General features: G+C 44.0%; 18 protein-coding genes. 11 read left to right on the forward strand and 7 right to left on the reverse strand.

Features of this window, described 5'->3' with window-relative positions; genetic code table 11:
• Positions 1-75: 75 nt before the first annotated feature.
• From feoA to JK188_RS10450, 3 genes are read left to right on the forward strand one after another with little or no spacing between them, the layout of a single operon-like run.
• Complete coding sequence (gene feoA / locus JK188_RS10440) at positions 76-306, forward strand: ferrous iron transporter A (protein ID WP_036948447.1); 231 nt, start codon at positions 76-78, stop codon at positions 304-306.
• A 54-nt stretch (positions 307-360) separates the two neighbouring features.
• Positions 361-2,679 (forward strand): Fe(2+) transporter permease subunit FeoB, encoded by a 2,319-nt coding sequence (feoB, locus tag JK188_RS10445; RefSeq protein WP_211887122.1) that lies wholly within the window; start codon positions 361-363, stop codon positions 2,677-2,679.
• Between the two features lie 10 nt (positions 2,680-2,689).
• Entirely contained in the window at positions 2,690-2,923 is a 234-nt protein-coding gene (locus JK188_RS10450) for a FeoC-like transcriptional regulator (protein WP_132496885.1), read from the forward strand.
• A 39-nt stretch (positions 2,924-2,962) separates the two neighbouring features.
• Here JK188_RS10450 and bioH read toward each other — a convergent pair whose 3' ends face one another.
• On the reverse strand, positions 2,963-3,736 hold the full coding sequence (gene bioH / locus JK188_RS10455) for a pimeloyl-ACP methyl ester esterase BioH (protein WP_211887283.1): 774 nt from the start codon (positions 3,734-3,736) through the stop codon (positions 2,963-2,965).
• A 56-nt stretch (positions 3,737-3,792) separates the two neighbouring features.
• On the opposite strand from bioH, the gene JK188_RS10460 reads away from it, so the two are divergent.
• The 6 genes from JK188_RS10460 (at position 3,793) to glpD (ending at position 8,950) form a co-directional block, all read left to right on the forward strand.
• Entirely contained in the window at positions 3,793-4,476 is a 684-nt protein-coding gene (locus JK188_RS10460) for a phosphoribosyltransferase family protein (RefSeq protein WP_108478700.1), read from the forward strand.
• A 63-nt stretch (positions 4,477-4,539) separates the two neighbouring features.
• Complete coding sequence (gene nfuA, locus JK188_RS10465) at positions 4,540-5,118, forward strand: Fe-S biogenesis protein NfuA (RefSeq protein WP_036948432.1); 579 nt, start codon at positions 4,540-4,542, stop codon at positions 5,116-5,118.
• Positions 5,119-5,217: 99 nt separating this feature from the next.
• Complete coding sequence (glpE, locus tag JK188_RS10470; RefSeq protein ID WP_036948430.1) at positions 5,218-5,541, forward strand: thiosulfate sulfurtransferase GlpE; 324 nt, start codon at positions 5,218-5,220, stop codon at positions 5,539-5,541.
• Between the two features lie 16 nt (positions 5,542-5,557).
• Positions 5,558-6,403 (forward strand): rhomboid family intramembrane serine protease GlpG, encoded by an 846-nt coding sequence (glpG, locus tag JK188_RS10475; RefSeq protein ID WP_154609437.1) that lies wholly within the window; start codon positions 5,558-5,560, stop codon positions 6,401-6,403.
• A gap of 27 nt (positions 6,404-6,430) precedes the next feature.
• A complete protein-coding gene (locus tag JK188_RS10480; protein ID WP_036948423.1) occupies positions 6,431-7,189 on the forward strand; it encodes a DeoR/GlpR family transcriptional regulator in 759 nt (252 codons plus the stop codon).
• Positions 7,190-7,447: 258 nt separating this feature from the next.
• Positions 7,448-8,950 carry a glycerol-3-phosphate dehydrogenase gene (gene glpD, locus JK188_RS10485; protein ID WP_211887121.1) on the forward strand — a complete coding sequence of 501 codons (1,503 nt, stop codon included), beginning with the start codon at positions 7,448-7,450 and terminating at the stop codon, positions 8,948-8,950.
• A 95-nt stretch (positions 8,951-9,045) separates the two neighbouring features.
• On the opposite strand, the gene JK188_RS10490 is transcribed toward glpD, so the two are convergent.
• Both JK188_RS10490 and JK188_RS10495 read right to left on the reverse strand, forming a co-directional pair.
• The gene (locus JK188_RS10490) at positions 9,046-10,308 is read right to left on the reverse strand and encodes a type II toxin-antitoxin system HipA family toxin (protein WP_108478698.1); all 1,263 of its coding nucleotides are present in this window, start codon (positions 10,306-10,308) and stop codon (positions 9,046-9,048) included.
• A 1-nt stretch (position 10,309) separates the two neighbouring features.
• Positions 10,310-10,618, reverse strand: a complete 309-nt coding sequence (locus JK188_RS10495) for a helix-turn-helix transcriptional regulator (protein ID WP_036948418.1) — start codon at positions 10,616-10,618, stop codon at positions 10,310-10,312.
• A gap of 347 nt (positions 10,619-10,965) precedes the next feature.
• Between JK188_RS10495 and JK188_RS10500 the strand changes: the two genes are divergently transcribed.
• Complete coding sequence (locus tag JK188_RS10500; RefSeq protein ID WP_211887120.1) at positions 10,966-12,549, forward strand: ATP-binding cassette domain-containing protein; 1,584 nt, start codon at positions 10,966-10,968, stop codon at positions 12,547-12,549.
• Positions 12,550-12,597: 48 nt separating this feature from the next.
• Here JK188_RS10500 and JK188_RS10505 read toward each other — a convergent pair whose 3' ends face one another.
• Genes JK188_RS10505 through JK188_RS10515 form a run of 3 tightly spaced genes read right to left on the reverse strand, consistent with a single transcriptional unit; the run spans position 12,598 to position 14,028 of the window.
• Positions 12,598-13,128 (reverse strand): DUF2569 family protein, encoded by a 531-nt coding sequence (locus JK188_RS10505; RefSeq protein ID WP_211887119.1) that lies wholly within the window; start codon positions 13,126-13,128, stop codon positions 12,598-12,600.
• Between the two features lie 14 nt (positions 13,129-13,142).
• A complete protein-coding gene (locus tag JK188_RS10510) occupies positions 13,143-13,502 on the reverse strand; it encodes a DUF488 domain-containing protein (protein WP_211887118.1) in 360 nt (119 codons plus the stop codon).
• Between the two features lie 28 nt (positions 13,503-13,530).
• Positions 13,531-14,028 (reverse strand): DUF2569 domain-containing protein, encoded by a 498-nt coding sequence (locus JK188_RS10515; protein WP_230085102.1) that lies wholly within the window; start codon positions 14,026-14,028, stop codon positions 13,531-13,533.
• A 210-nt stretch (positions 14,029-14,238) separates the two neighbouring features.
• On the opposite strand from JK188_RS10515, the gene JK188_RS10520 reads away from it, so the two are divergent.
• Complete coding sequence (locus JK188_RS10520) at positions 14,239-15,156, forward strand: DNA-3-methyladenine glycosylase family protein (protein ID WP_211887117.1); 918 nt, start codon at positions 14,239-14,241, stop codon at positions 15,154-15,156.
• 81 nt (positions 15,157-15,237) lie between these two features.
• Here the strand turns inward: JK188_RS10520 and poxB are convergent, their stop codons facing one another.
• The gene (gene poxB, locus JK188_RS10525; RefSeq protein ID WP_211887116.1) at positions 15,238-16,962 is read right to left on the reverse strand and encodes a ubiquinone-dependent pyruvate dehydrogenase; all 1,725 of its coding nucleotides are present in this window, start codon (positions 16,960-16,962) and stop codon (positions 15,238-15,240) included.
• Between the last annotated feature and the right edge of the window lie 495 nt (positions 16,963-17,457).

Consider the following 17,457-nt stretch of genomic DNA (forward strand, 5'->3'; position numbering starts at 1 on the left):
TAATAACACTCTCTGTAATTTAACATCGCAGTTTTCATGTTAAATCAACAGAATAAACCGTAATTGGAAGGTACTATGTCCATACTTCCTCAATGCAGTTATAAAATACTTGGCTTTTCACCAGAGATAAGTCCGGCCTATCGCCAAAAATTACTTTCCCTCGGTCTGCTTCCAGGCTCAGTGTTCAAAGTTGTGCGCGTAGCGCCGTTTGGTGATCCCGTGCAAATTGAAACTCATCGCGTCAGCTTAGTATTACGCAAAAAAGATTTAGCTCTGATTAACTTAGATGAAGCTCAAGCGAACTAATTATTTTTGGATTAATTCCAATAAAGATTTTCATTTTCACGACTGGCATACACTATGAAACCATTAACTATCGGCCTTATTGGCAACCCTAACGCAGGTAAAACAACCTTGTTTAACCAGTTAACAGGGTCACGTCAGCGCGTCGGTAACTGGGCAGGAGTGACCGTCGAACGTAAAGTTGGACGCTTCCACACACCTGAACACAAGATTGAACTCGTTGATTTACCAGGTACTTATTCCCTTACAACTATCTCAGAGCAAACCTCCCTCGATGAGCAAATCGCCTGCTACTTTATTTTAAGTGGCGAAGCCGACATGTTGATCAACGTGGTGGATGCCTCAAACCTCGAGCGCAATTTATATCTGACATTACAGCTTGTTGAACTAGGTGTTCCCTGCATCGTCGCACTGAACATGCTGGATATTGCCAAAAGCCAACATATCGATATTGATGTTAAACAGCTCGAAAAACAGCTCGGTTGCCCTGTTATCCCAATGGTCTCTACCCGTGCAACTGGCCTTGAACAGCTCAAACAAGCGATTGATAGCCATCCTCAAAATAGCCAACAAGCCCTAGTGCAATATCCGCCACAACTGTTACAAACAGTGGATATGCTTTCAGAGCAAATTTCTGCTCAGCAATTTAGTCAGCAGCAGCGCCGTTGGTTAGCTCTCCAGATTTTAGAAGGCGATATTTATAGCCGCCAACGAGCTGATATCTCTGAGCAAGTATTTGCTGAAACTCGCCTTAGACTTAAAGATACCTTGCAAGAAGAACCCGAGTTGCTCATTGCGGACGCTCGCTATCAATCCATTGCCTCAATTTGTGACGCCGCGATTAATAACAGTGCCGCTGAGCCGAATAAACTCACTCAAGCGCTGGATAAATTTATCTTGAACCGCTGGCTTGGCGTGCCAATTTTCTTGTTCGTGATGTATCTAATGTTCGTCCTTGCGATCAATATCGGTGGTGCTTTACAACCGTTCTTTGAAGGTGCCTCTGAAGCTATCTTTATTCATGGTATTCAATGGATTGGAGCAACAGCAAACTTCCCTGATTGGTTGACCGTTTTCCTTGCTCAAGGTGTTGGCGGTGGTATCAATACCGTTCTGCCTCTGGTGCCACAAATCGGCATGATGTATCTGTTTTTATCTATCTTGGAAGACTCAGGCTATATGGCTCGAGCGGCTTTCGTTATGGACAGACTGATGCAAGCTCTTGGTTTACCGGGTAAATCTTTTGTTCCATTAATTGTTGGCTTCGGTTGTAACGTACCTTCTATCATGGGAGCAAGAACCTTAGATGCACCTCGTGAACGCTTGATCACTGTGCTTATGGCACCGTTTATGTCCTGCGGTGCTCGCTTAGCTATCTTCGCAGTATTTGCAGCGGCATTCTTTGGTAAAAACGGCGCAAGCGTCGTGTTCTCCCTCTACATTCTCGGTATTGTCGTGGCAATCCTAACAGGCCTGCTACTGAAACATACCCTGATGCGCGGTGAAGCGTCCCCGTTTGTGATGGAACTGCCGGTATACCATGTACCTCATGCAAAAACATTGCTTATCCAAACTTGGCAACGTTTAAAAGGCTTCGTGATCCGTGCGGGTAAAGTCATTGTGGTAGCAAGTATTTTTATCGGTGCACTAAACAGCTTTTCGTTATCCGGCAAGCCTGTGGACAACATCAATGACTCTGCGCTGGCCTCCGTCAGTAAAGTGATCACCCCAGTATTACAGCCTATCGGCGTGCACAATGATAACTGGCAAGCGACAGTTGGTTTGATCACTGGTGCAATGGCTAAAGAAGTGGTGGTTGGGACTTTAAATACCCTGTACACCGCCGAAGCAATTACCAGCGAACCTTTCGATGCCGAATCGTTTGACCTGCTCGATGAGTTAGGTGCAGCAGTCACGGATACATGGGATAGCTTAAAAGAGACATTCTCCATCAGTGCATTATCCAACCCAATCGAAGCAAGTATGGGTGATGCCGAAATGGCAACAGGCTCCATGGGTACCATGGCAGCGAAATTTGGTTCAGATATCGCCGCTTATAGCTACCTAATCTTTGTGCTGCTGTATGTGCCTTGTGTGTCAGTCATGGGAGCAATCGCCCGTGAAACCAACAAAAGCTGGATGACATTCTCTATTCTGTGGGGATTAAACGTGGCTTATAGCCTCGCCGCGCTGTTCTATCAAACAGCCACATTTAGCGAACATCCACAAAACAGCTTGATCACCATTGGCGCTGTGCTGCTGTTTAATATTGTCCTCATCACCGCTCTACGCCGCGTGCGCAGCCGCGTGACGTTTAATATTAAATCCAAAACAGCGCAACAGTGTTCAGGTTGTTCTAACAACAGTTGCCACTAAGGAAAATACGATGGTCAGCTTGCTGCAAGTCCGAGATTTAATTGCATTATATGGGCAAGCTGACATTGCGCTTCTGAGTTCTCAACTAAACGCCCCTGCTGCACTGGTCAATGCCATGGCTGAAAAGCTGGTCAGTATGGGGAAAATTGAAAAAGTCGATGTGAGCGCGTGCCTTACGGGTACCAGTTGTAAAGGATGCCCCGAGAGTCACGATTGCTCACATTTTGTCTATAAGATTAAATAGTTATTTTCATTTCAGCGAATTAGCTTCTAATCCACTGATTTAGCTCAATGATTTCGCAAACTGAACCAATGTTTCACAAAACTCATCGGGATGAGAAATAAACGGCGCATGAGCGCTATTACGCATCACAACGGATAATGAATTGGGATACAACTCATCTAATTTCCCTGCGATTTTACGCGGGACCAAGCCATCTAAATAACCATAAACGCGTAAGAAAGGCACTTGTAAATGGGTGAGTTCCTCTCGTAAATCTTCAATACGTAAAGATTCCAGCCCCATATTCAAGGCTTCAACCGATGGCATTGGCAACGCCAATACCACAGATTTCAATGTACGCGCATCCTCACGGGCGCTTTCAGTTCCCAATGTTTGCAGTGCCAGAAAACGCTCAACGGTACGCTGGAAATTTTCAGCCAGCATCTGCTCAAAATTAAGTAAGACTTCGGGCTTGATACCTTGCCACTCATCATGAGCCCCAAAGCAAGGGGAAGATGCCACGGTGATTAAGGCTTTTACCTCATTCGGGTGATCAAGCGCGAGACGGCTTGCTACTAACCCACCTAAAGACCACCCTAGCCAAATCGCATTTTTAGGTGCTTGTTCCCACACAACATTGGCCATTGATTGAATGGTCATCGGAGTGAAATCGTGACTACGCCCATAACCCGGTAAATCAACTAAATGGATGCGAAATTGCGAAGCCAGTCGAGGAATAATTGTTTGCCAGACTTCGGCATTCAGTCCCCATCCGTGCAGTAACACAATATCTTGTTTTCCTTCACCCACTGTCTGCCAATATAACGTCGCCATGGTTACACTCTCTTCAATGTTATTTTCATTCTGATTTTTCAATCTAGGACTCGCCTATGCTAGCAATGGAAGGGGTCTGTTGGCTATGCCGGCAGTTATTAAAAATTCCCCAGCAAGGAATATGCAGCTTTTGTATCAAAAACTTACCGCCAATGCCGAAGGTTTGTCCACAATGCGCTCTTCCTTGTGAATATCACCAATTTCCTTGCGGGCGCTGCCTTGTACAGCCACCGCCTTGGCAAAGGTTGATTACCGTAACGCCATATCAAGCGCCATTACGCCAGCTTATCCATCAATATAAATTTCGTTATCAACCCCAGTTAGCTATCCCCCTGACGCGGATATTTTTACTTTATTGGCTGAATGGATATCGCCAACAGCAATGGAAAAAACCCGACTTATTGATAACCATACCTCCCCACCCTCGACGATGTTGGCGTCGAGGATTTGATCACATGGCATTAATTGGTGGTAATTTAACCACATGGTTAAATATTGCCTATTCGCAAAATTCATTATTGCGCTCTCGTGATACACTGGCGCAAGTTTCATTAACACGTAAGCAGCGCCGCAATAACCTAAAAGAGGCATTTACCCTTGAAACTTCGGTTTCAGGTCTACACATAGCTATTATTGATGATGTGATTACAACTGGCTCAACCATGCATGCCGCCGCTCAATTGTTGATTTGTGCGGGAGCGCATACTGTTGACGCGTGGTCACTCTGTCGCACCTTGTAGGATGGGTGTAAATGGGCGTATTATAACCAACTAAAGCAGTCAACTATTATTGAGCAAGAGATTATGATTAATATTACAGAAGCAGCACAGACTCACTTCTCCAAGTTATTGGAAAGCCAAGAGTCAGGAACCCAAATTCGAGTATTTGTCATTAACCCAGGCACACCAACCGCTGAGTGTGGTGTTTCTTATTGCCCTCCTGGTGCCGTAGAAGCCACCGATAAAGAGCTGAAGTTTGAAAAACTCTCTGCTTATGTTGATGAAATTAGCGCTCCATTCTTAGAAGATGCTGAGATTGATTTCGTCACTGACCAATTAGGCTCTCAGTTAACCTTAAAAGCACCGAACGCGAAAATGCGTAAAGTGTCTGAAGATGCGCCATTAATTGAGCGTGTTGAATACGTTTTACAATCACAAATTAACCCACAGTTAGCGAGCCATGGCGGTCGTGTTTCCTTAATGGAAATCACCGAAGATGGTTTTGCTATTCTGCAATTCGGCGGCGGCTGTAACGGTTGTTCCATGGTCGATGTGACGCTGAAAGAAGGTATCGAAAAAGAATTACTGAAAATGTTCGAAGGTGAATTAAAAGGTGTTAAAGACCTGACTGAGCACCAACGCGGCGAGCACTCTTTCTACTAATAGATTCTGCTCACACGCATTTTCTACTGAGTATCGGAGCATCCTCAGCACGCCTGTGGATGCTCTTTCATGACATTTCCCCTAATTTTCCGGTATTTTATGGACCATTTTGAGACACTAACACCCGAACAAGCTTATCAGCACTGGCTAGATGGCACTGCTATCCTTGTCGATGTTCGCGATCCCCAAAGTTTTCGTGCTGGTCACGCGACAGGCGCTTACCACTTAACCAATGAATCACTTCACCCGTTTGTCGAAAAAACAGATTACGAACAAACGATTATGGTGATGTGCTACCACGGTCACAGCAGCCAAGGTGCGGCGCAATACTTAATTAATATTGGTTTTGAATCTGTATATAGCATTAATGGCGGATTTGAGGCATGGTCACGGGAATACCCACAAGCCATAACGGCGCTCTAAACGAGACAACGTATTTATGATCCACATTATCTCTTTTGAAAACCCACGGATGGCTCAAGCGTTTGTCGATTATATGGCTGGACAAAATATCCAACTACAACTCCATCCTTCCAACGACCAACAACATTATGAACTTTGGCTCGCCGATGAGCAGCATACTGAGCAAGTACGCCAAGAGTTAGAAACCTTTTTGCGTAACCCTAATGATCCTCGTTACCTCGAAGCCAGCTGGCAAACGGGTCGCACAGATGCCCAATTTCAGTATCGAAACTATCTGACATTCAGTTATTTAAAACAGCAATCAGGCCCATTAACTATCGCCGTTATTTTGCTGTCTATCGCGGTCTATCTTTGGGTCACCCTGACAGATCCCCGTGTCGTTCTATACTATCTAGGTTGGCCTATTGGTGATCAGCAAAGTGAATTGTGGCGTTGGATAAGCCCAGCGTTCGTTCACTTTTCTATTTCGCACATCGGTTTCAACCTTGCACTCTGGTGGTTCCTTGCCGGGCAAGTTGAGAAAAAAATGGGTACAGGAAAACTGTTCACCATTTTATTAGTTTCCGCATTATTCAGTAACTGGGGTCAATCCCTATTCAGTGAAAACAACTTCGGCGGCTTATCGGGTGTCGTTTATGCACTGGTTAGCTATGTTTGGATCACTGGCGAACGTCGCCCAGAAATCGGTATCGGCATCCCTCGCGGGCTCATGGTATTCTCGATTATCTGGTTATTTTTCGGTTACTTTGACCTGCTTGGTATGGACATTGCTAATGCCGCACATACTTCAGGGTTAATTATCGGATTATTGATGGGAATATGGGATAATAGGCTCAGTTTCAAACACCAAGGTTCCAAATAGAACATTTTATAATTAGAGGCTAATGCTGTGAAACAAACCCAGAGACATGATGCAATTGTTGAACTTGTGCGTCTTCAGGGATATGTCAGTACTGAAGAACTTGTCGAACAGTTTGAGGTTAGCCCTCAGACCATTCGCCGAGACCTCAATGATCTTGCTGAACAGAATAAAATCCTACGACACCATGGTGGCGCAGCCTTGCCTTCGAGTTCCGTCAATACCGCCTATAATGACCGCAAAACTATGTGGTCTGAAGAAAAAGCGCGTATTGCTCAACGTGTGGCAAGCCAAATTCCTGACGGCGCAACCCTATTTATTGATATTGGCACAACCCCTGAGGCTGTTGCTCACGCATTGGTTAATCATAAAAACCTGCGAGTAGTGACCAACAACTTGAACGTCGCAACATTGCTCATGGCAAAAGAGGATTTTCGTTTGATCCTTGCAGGCGGTGAAGTTCGTTCTCGCGATGGCGGAATTGTCGGTGAAGCTACCCTCGACTTTATCTCTCAGTTTAGGCTGGATTACGGCATCCTGGGGATCAGCGGGATTGATATGGACGGCTCATTGCTTGAGTTTGATTATCATGAAGTGCGCACCAAGCGCGCGATTATCGAAAATTCTCGTCATGTCATGTTGGTTACCGACCACTCCAAATTTGGTCGAAATGCGATGGTAAATTTAGGCAATATGAACCTAATCAATACCTTGTTTACCACCCAAGCGCCTCCAGCCAGTATCCTAAAGGTTATCGAACAGCATAACGTTCAATTAGAGCTCTGCTAGCCCCCTGGCTTTAACCTCCCAATGATGGTAGCTTGCCTACCATCAATTCTTATTTTTTCCTTTCTTTTCATTCTGTTGTCATCCCTTTGTCATATTGCCAACTTATTAAACAGATTAAATTTATACACAAAATGTTATTAGCATCACGCGCTTGTTATTTTTATGGATTACAGGTTGGCAGACGTACAAAATTTGATTACAATCAAATGAGCGAAAACGAACATTATAGAAAATGGTTCGAACATCTCAGGGGGATGCATGGAAACGAAAGACTTGATTGTAATTGGCGGCGGAATCAACGGCGCTGGTATTGCGGCTGATGCTGCTGGGCGTGGATTATCTGTACTGCTGCTTGAATCTCAAGACTTAGCGAGTGCAACTTCATCTGCAAGTTCGAAACTAATCCACGGTGGTTTACGCTACCTCGAACATTATGAATTTAGACTGGTGAGTGAAGCACTTGCAGAGCGTGAAGTCTTATTGCGACTGGCTCCGCATATCGCATTCCCAATGCGCTTCCGTCTACCTCATCAGCCTCACTTACGCCCAGCTTGGATGATCCGTATCGGTCTGTTCCTGTACGATCACTTAGGTAAACGCGTTAGTCTGCCAAGCAGCAAGAGCTTAAAATTCAACCAGAATTCTGTCTTAAAACCTGAACTAACCAAAGGTTTCGAATACTCAGATTGTTGGGTTGATGATGCGCGTTTAGTGGTATTGAACGCTCAAGAAGTAGTCCGTAAAAACGGTGAAGTTCGCACTCGCACTAAAGTGACTCGCGCATACCGTGAAAATGGCCTTTGGGTGGTTGAAGCTCAAGACTTACGTACTGGCGAAACTCATACTTGGAAAGCCAAAGGTCTGGTCAACGCTACAGGACCTTGGGTTAAAGAGTTCTTCGATGACGGCTTAAAACTGAAATCCCCTTATGGTATTCGTCTGATCAAAGGCAGCCATATCGTGGTTCCACGCGCTCACGATGAACCACAAGCATATATCCTGCAAAACGAAGATAACCGAATTGTCTTTGTGATCCCTTGGATGGATGAATTCTCAATTATTGGTACCACCGATGTTGAGTACAAAGGGGATCCAAAAGATGTGAAAATTGACGAAAACGAAGTTAATTATCTGCTGAAAGTGTATAACGACCACTTCAAAAAACAGCTGACTAAACAAGATATTGTGTGGGATTACTCTGGTGTTCGCCCTCTGTGTGATGACGAGTCAGACTCTCCACAAGCTATCACTCGTGACTACACTTTAGATATTCACGATGAAGAGGGTAAAGCGCCATTACTGTCAGTCTTCGGTGGTAAATTAACGACTTACCGTAAACTGGCTGAAGCAGCTGTGGGTAAATTAGCGGCGTACTACCCTAACGCTAGCGGTCCATGGACTAAAAATGGTCAGTTACCGGGTGGCGATATCGAAGGTTGTGACCGCGATGGTTACGCACGCGTATTAACCCAGCATTACCCATGGCTCCCAGAAGGCTTAGCACTGCGTTATGCAAGAACTTACGGCAGCAACAGTAAGTTGATTTTAGCAGGTGCAAACTCACTGTCTGATTTAGGTGAAGCATTTGCCGCAAACGTCTATGAAGCCGAATTACGCTACTTAGTCGAAAATGAGTGGGTTGTAGAATTAGACGATGCAATTTGGCGTCGTACCAAATTGGGCATGTGGCTGAACGACGCTGAGAAACAGCACATTGCACAATGGCTTGCAGAGCACACTAAAGTGGCTGTGACAGAATAATCTCGCAAGAGATACGCAGTAAGATAGAATCGTAAAAAACTCGTTGTTGTACCAAAAGCGCCTATCTGTGCCCACAGACTGGCGCTTTTACTTTATTATCTTTCTAAGAATTTGATGTTGTCATCAATTCTGGATTGGATCTGTTTCAATGTCGTGGACGTAATTCTATTAGGATAATGTTCATTTGCGATATCGCTAAATTTGCGAGCAACATGGCATAGGCGTGATATCGTCTCATTAGCTTCTTGCGCAGTGATATCCGCATCATCAGCCAATGCTAGCAAATGCCTCTTTCCAATTTTTAGCGCTTCACCCATCACATCCATTTGATGATACCCTCCAGGCCCTTCACAGAACGTCACATCATAGGCAGGCGCCAAAGCCCATTGACCCGACTGAGACAGGGTGTAAGCGAAATTCTTTGGGTGGTCATCACGATTATTAAAGATGACATTAAAGGCCACACGTTCAAATGCAGATTTTTTCTCTCTAATATCATTCGTGCATTTATGTGTTGCACGAAGAAAACTAAGATAATCAATGCTGCCTGGAATTGCATAATCTGCTCCAGTCAAAGCCGCTAAACTTTGAACAGGAATTTTAAAGCCGCCCTGCCTATCAAAACGTTCAGATGCAAATGCAGCTAGCCCATTTTTTAAATTAAACAGCAATGTGTTTGGGGTTGGGATACCGCAACGTCGTAAACATTCCGAATAGACCATTTCAATAGCGCAAACTTCAGGATGCTCATGTTTTGCAGGGAATTTAACTAGCCAAGCCTCAAGATTTGGCGCAGCAACGGTGGTAAAAATATTCGATTTTGGGTCTCGGTAAACAAGCGCTTTTGGTCTAGCACCTTGAGGTGAACCCCCAATTTGCAATAGTTGCTGTAAAAACTGCTCGCCTTCACCATTTAAAACATCTTGTACTTCTTCCGCTAATTGGTCGAGAGGAATATTAATTTGCTCATCAAGAAGCTCCGTGGCAACAGGCTCAAATGACATTGCCCCAATTGCATTATGCCCAACATACACTAAGCGTTCTAATGCACCGATACGAGCCACATTCAGGCCTCTTCGTCGAAATAATCTGTCCATCAACAACATTCCCCAGCCATCAGGTAATGAATCATAGACAGGTCCAGGTAAACCTAATTGATGAGCAGGAAAATCAGTGCGAAGTTGAGTCTCTTTCAGTGGCAGGAGCAGAGGTGAAAGTTCAAGTCCTCTGCGCTTAGCGGCATCGGAGTATTCAAATGCAATAAGTGGGCGACCTGTAATTGCGGTACTAGAAATCAAAGACCCCCATAACCAATGCTCCCCCCAGCCATTATAATAAACATCAACTTGCTTCAGCATTTCACTTATCCTTTTTCACGCGCTGACGGTTTTTGCTTTCATCATAACGAACAATATCATCGATGCTGTTTAAATTTGGCATAAACAATCCTTCAAGCTCTTTACTGCGCCCAAGCACCATCGCAATACGGATCATGTTCTCAAAACTAACATTTCTCCCTGCCTCTAGGTTTGAAACTGTATTCGCACTCACACCCGCACGTTCCGCGACATCTGCCTGCGTCATTTTTAATGTCAGTCGCTCTAAACGTAATCTTTCACAGAGTTTTTTGACAATTTCACTCGGTTTACTCAAGCTTAAATCCAACATATTGCGCCTTAAGTTAAAATATTACCAATAACACACAATATTATGGATTTAGAAGTCGGTTACTGCAAGTTTACTTTTCATACAACCCATGCTTGCTTCCACCTCGCAATCCTGTTTATAATTCACTCGCAATTTTGCCCCTTCTAAAGTGAGCCTTTCCGACGATGAACTAAGTACTGCCAGAAAATATCCACAATGCCTTGTTTAAGGTCATTATTTTTCTGTTCTTGGCAGACACAGTTTTCATCGCTTCTTTTTCGAAATATGCTTTTTAAAAGAAAATGCTTCGAAAAATGATCGTGCGAAAGATAGCGTAACGTTGTCTGCCCCTCTATTTGGAGGTCTCTATGACAATAGCTAACCCAGCTCTCGCGTGCCATTTTTCACAATTAACCATCGAGTTCGACCAATCCACACTCTTTCCGCCATTGAGTGGTAGCTTGTTTAGCCAAAAAAATGCGCTGATTGGTCACAATGGTCGTGGAAAATCCGTATTAATGCGATTACTTGCCCGACAACTCACCCCCACTCACGGCAAAGTTGATTGGTATTTACCGATAATTCATGTGGATCAACTCAATCGCTTAACGGGCGACACCCTTGCTCAAGCGCTAGGCATTGATACACTTTGGCAAGCCTTTTCGCGCATTGAACAAGGTCACGGCACCATGACTGACTTCGACCTAACGGAAGATAATTGGCATCTGCCCGCAACATGGGAAATGTTGTTAGCGTCTGCGCAACTAACAGCATCAATGAACACCCCTATTGAGCAATTGAGCGGCGGTGAACGCACTCGTTTAGCGCTATGTCGTGCATTTTTACATCCTGACCACTTTCTTTTGCTCGACGAACCCGACAACCATCTTGATCAGCAAGGGCGCCAATGGCTGAGTGAAAAACTCAGTCAGCACAAAGCCGGCTGTTTAGTCATCAGCCATAACCGACATCTTCTTGAAAAGATGGATGCTATTTTTGAATTAACCGATAAAGGCTTAGTGGAATACGGCGGAAATTACACCCTATATGATGAGCAGAAAACCTTTGCTATCAATGCTATCGAAGCAGAAGGTGAACTGCTCGAAAAACAGATTCGCCAAGAGAAAAAACAGCAGCAAGCCAACCTACAAAAAGCCGCTCAACGACGTAAGCAAGGCGAAAATATTCGCTATGGCGGTTCTCAATCCTTACTGTTGCTCGATATCCAGAAAAACAGAGCCGAAAAAAGACAATCCAATGTGGCAGAGCGTCACCAGCGAGTATTAGGCGAATTACAACATCAGCATCAGCAAAATCAAGACAAAGTCAGCCATATTCAACCTCAAAAAATGGTACTCAATTACCAAAGCGAAGGTGGGAAAATACGCATTTTTGTCTCCCAATTGAAACTACCTTATGGGCAAATTGCGTCACTCTCGTTCACTGCCTATAGCGGCGAGCATTGGCATATTCAAGGACGCAATGGCTCGGGGAAATCCACCTTATTGAAAGTACTGGCAAATGAGTTACAGGCGCTTTCTGGAGAATGTCGCATCAGCGGTGCTTTTTGCTATTTAGACCAACATCTGAATCTTTTGGATAAATCGTTACCGGTTGCCGAGGCACTCTATCAATATCAACCAGCAATTTCCGTAGAGCAATGGAGAACTCAATTGGGTATGTTGCGTATTCGAGGGGGTAAATCGTTACTGCCGTTGTGCCAGCTCAGTGGTGGCGAGCAGCTCAAAGCGACGCTCCTAGCTCTGACGCATAGCCCTCATCCTCCCGCTGTTTTACTGCTCGATGAGCCAGACAATCACTTAGATTTAGATTCAAAACAGCTATTGGAAGGGCTATTACGGGATTACCAAGGGACACTATTATTGGTTTCTCACGATGAAGCATTCGTGGAACAGTGCAATATTACCCATGATTTACAACTAGGTGGTTAATAAAGGTTAGATAGTTAACTGTGCGGGCTGTGCTTCGCAGCCCTTTATTTAATTCACAAAGGTATTTTTAACGCGGGCAGAAACCAGAAAATAAGGAACCCAAATCAAGCAATAAAAACTGCCATTAAAAAAGCTAGTAATGTAGCTATAGTCGATTTCGAGGTGAAACGCGACGGGAAAAGCGATGCGAGAGGCGCCAATTACCGCAACATAGAGCATCATCGTAATGATAAACAACCACTTAACCATAGCTTTCTTTTTAACCACCGCAATTAACGACCCCACCATTAATGCGATAATTACCCCAAGGCTGAACTGTACAGCATAAAAACCAGAGGCAAACCCTGACATATAAAAGTCCGATTCTGGATTCGTTGCCAACGACCAAGCACCTTGAACCTCAGAAATATCATTCACCATCATTTTGACCAAATTACCCAGCATATACAGCTGACCTAACAGAGGTAAAATCAACCAGCCTCCAATCCCTTGGAAGGATTTTTGAGGTTTAGCATGACTCTGCACAGGTATTTGAGCCGCGGGTAATGATTCGGGATTAGATGATAAATTCACATCCATAGCGATAACCTTTTTTATTCTTTACGTTCTTTGAGTTTTTCTTCGATAAATGCTTTAAGTACCAATGCCTGATTATGTTGCGTATCTTTGGCGCTATATAACAACGTGATATCTCCTTGCTGCGCCTTCGCAAATACGGCATGCCATGCTTCATTTTGCTGAAGTTCTTGCTGATATTTCGTCACAAATTGCTCAAACTGGTCAGTATGTTGATGAAACCATTTGCGCAATTCATTGGAGGGCGCAACCGCTTTGTTCCATTCATCACACTGCAAATCCACCTTTTTGATCCCTCGAGGCCACAGCCTATCCACCAGGATGCGATAGCCATCCTGAGGACTACAAGGGTCATAGACTCGTTTACAGTAAATCATTAGCAGGCTCCACGGTCATTGGGGTTCACTAATTAATAAAAGTATTGCGAACACGCACAGAGACAAAAAAGTAAGGCACCCAAACGAAACAACCAAATAATCCTCGTATCAATTCACGAATATCATTGGAATCTATTTCGAGGTCTAACAATTGATTGGCAAGCACCAAATCAAAAACCATCACAGCCAATGAAAAAATTTGAAAAAAGGCATACACCTTAATAATTAATTTTTTCTTAGTGAAAAAGAGATAACAAAGATACAAGACTGTACCGTAAATAATCGCGTTACCAACCATTTCAAAATATATCACTTCTTTGAATAGCGGAATGAAATAGTCTGAACCCGGTGACGTCAATTCACTCCAATATTCAATCACTTCTTGATTATGATGCCAAAGTCTAAACGGCATAAATAGTGCCGAAAAAATCACCCCAAGTAATGGGAGAATCAACCATCCACCGATGCCATTTAATTCAGGCTTAGGTTTTGGTACAGGAGGCATTTCATTATTTACTGCGTTCACCTTCACATCCTTGATTTAATTTATGCAGTTAATCTGCTCATCGATTTGCGCAAGAATTTGCTGAATAGATATGAGCAAGCTAAATTAGCACATGATTATCTGAATCACCTTTTTGCTAAGCTAACATACTCTAACGGCTAAAAATGTAGCGTTTGACGTTTTTTGTCAAAATTTAACCAAAAATGAGCATAAATCAGAAGAAGACGAACTATGGCATCAACACAATCTGTTTCTATATCACTGCCACCTTATTATCGTATTGATGATTTTTTTGCTTTTCACTTGCGAGATCCGCAAAATATCGCTGAGATTGTTGAAAAAAACACCTTGCGCAAAGGGATTATCTGGCAGGAACGTGCTGCGCAAATTCGCCTATCCATTAACGACCAAGCCACTGACAATAAACAAGCAATATTGCAGCTTGATGTTGATAATGCAGAAACTTCGCCTTCCTTAAATGAGCTACACACGCTTGCGATTCATTTACTCGGATTGAATCAACCCGTTGAGCAATTTGAAGAAAAATACCTTACTCACCCCATACTCGGTAAACTGATTGTGCCACAGCGAGGCGTGCGAGTGTATCAATCAGCCACGACTTTTGAAGCGCTCGTATGGGCCATTATCGGTCAACAAATTAGTGTTCTTGCTGCCATCGCCATCCGACGACGTTTTATTCAAGCTGTTGGGCAACTGCACTCATCAGGAATTTGGTGCTTTCCTACCGTCGCCTCAGTCATCAATGTGGACGATGAAATTTTACGGCAAACGGGTTTTTCTCTTGGAAAAATCATCGCCTTACGCGGGCTTTGTGACGCTATTCAAGCGGGTGAATTAGACTTAGACAACGCCGTTACCCCCGAAAATGTCCATGATGTCACCGAAAAATTGCTGGCCATCAAAGGCATTGGGCCTTGGACTGTCAGCTATGGTCTCCTGCGGGGATTTAATTACCTAGATGGCTCCCTACATGGGGATGTTGCCGTGCGGCGCAATCTACAAACTTTATTAGCTCAAGATGCGCAACCATCAGCGAAAGAAACCCAGCAATGGCTAGCCCAATTTGCACCGTGGCGAGCACTGGTTGCAGCTCACCTTTGGCGCAGCCAATCTGCTGCGGGTTATTAAACAAAAATCCCCAATCCAGTACACCGAATTGGGGATTTATTTATGATACTAATTTTAGGGTGCTACTCGATTAGATAACAATTAACGCAACCAGTTGGTTTTCACCAATTGCACCACTTCATCACCGCGACCGCTCATAATTGCCTTCAGCATATATAAGCTAAAGCCTTTGGCTTCTTGCACTTCAATTTCCGGAGGCATTGAAAGCTCTTGCTTCGCCGTCAATACATCCACAACAACTGGACCATCATGGGCAAAAGCTTCTTTCAGCGCACCGTCCAAATCTTCACTTTTCTCAACACGAATGCCTTTGATACCTGCCGCATTGGCAATCGCGGCAAAGTTTGGATTCTGTAAATCGGTACCCGCAGTCATAAAGCCTGCAACCTTCATTTCCATCGCCACAAAGCCCAACACGCCGTTGTTATGAATGATGATTTTCACTGGTAATTTCATCTGCGACAACGAAATAAAGTCACCCATCAACATACTGAAACCGCCATCACCACACATCGCAACCACTTGGCGATTTTTATCAACAGCTTGCGCACCAATCGCTTGCGGCATTGCGTTGGCCATCGAGCCGTGGTTAAACGAACCGATCAGGCGACGTTTACCGTTCATTTTCAAGTAACGCGCAGCCCACACCGTTGGTGTTCCCACATCACAGGTAAAGATAGTGTCGTCGTTCGCCAGTTCGCTCAGCTTAGTGGCTAAATATTGTGGGTGGATCAGCCCTTCATGACCCGGCTTAGCCAAATCATCCAACCCTTTACGCGCCTCGGCATAGTGCTTCAGTGCGCCATCCAAATGTTTGCGATTCTGTTTCGCTGTTAAATGTGGCTGTAAGGCGGTCAATGTCGCCTTAATATCCCCGATTAGCCCCATATCAATATGACAATGGGAGCCTAAGCTTCCGGCATTCAGGTCAATCTGAATAATTTTCGCATCAGTTGGATAGAACGGGCGATACGGGAATTGGGTGCCTAGCAACACAACGGTATCCGCATTCATCATCGCGTGGTAGCCAGATGAGAAACCGATTAACCCCGTCATACCCACGCTATTTGGGTTATTCCACTCAATATGCTCTTTACCACGCAGTGCATGTACCACTGGTGCATTCAAGGTTTCTGCCAGTTTCACCACTTCATCATGAGCGCCAGCACAGCCATTACCGCAGAACAACGTGATGTTTTCTGACTGATTCAATGCTTCTGCTAGTTTTTCAATTTCAGGACGCTGAGGCATGATCAAAGGTGCTTGTGGCTGATACCACTCTTCTTTCGCCGATTCTGGTGCATCTTTCAGGGCGATATCACCCGGAATAACGACAACGGAAACACCTTTATTCAGGATCGCTTTACGCATCGCAATACCCAGAACTTGTTGAATTTGCTCAGGGTTAGTCACCATTTCACAATAGTGGCTACATTCACGGAACAGTTCTGTTGGGTGGGTTTCTTGGAAGTAATTACTACCGATTTCACTCGATGGGATATGCGCAGCAATGGCTAATACAGGTACACGGTTACGATGGCAATCATACAACCCGTTGATTAAGTGCATGTTGCCAGGTCCACAAGAACCCGCGCACACCGCTAATTCACCCGTTAGTTGCGCTTCTGCGCCCGCGGCAAATGCAGCCACTTCTTCATGACGGGTGCCTAACCACTCAATAGCCCCTTGCTTACGTAAACTATCCGTTAAACCGTTTAATGAGTCCCCAGTGACTCCCCAGATGCGCTTAACACCTGCGTTATCCAGTACTTTCGCAATATAGGATGCAATACTCTGTTTTTTCATAATGGCACTCTTTTTAAGTCGGATTAAATTCAATGTATTCTTGTTAACAATGACATATTTAACAAGCAGTGCTGATTTTCAAATACGCTTAATAATATGTATTCGATTCTAACTAAATCGATTCCCTATTCCTACCAATGCAGTACATTCAAAAACAGAACAAGATATTCATCCGCGAATATCGAAAGAAGACAGCAATATCAGGACAAATATAAAGTCACAAAAAGACGGTGCCGTTTCAATACGAAATGACCCCTGAATGTGGGAATTATTTTTCGTTACAGATTCACTTTTCATACCCATCAACCGTTTTATAAACCATCTAAAAGCAGATCAGATAAATTCCAATAAAAACAAACAAATACCATTGAAAATTCACCAAAAAGTTTCAGCTAAAATAGTATTAATCTTTCCCTCGATTTTACAAATTACCATTTTTGCGATATTATTATTCAAGAAATGACAATTTAAAGGTGATATTTTTGATATATATTC

Source organism: Providencia sp. JGM181 (assembly GCF_018257375.1).
Lineage (GTDB): Bacteria > Pseudomonadota > Gammaproteobacteria > Enterobacterales > Enterobacteriaceae > Providencia > Providencia lanzhouensis.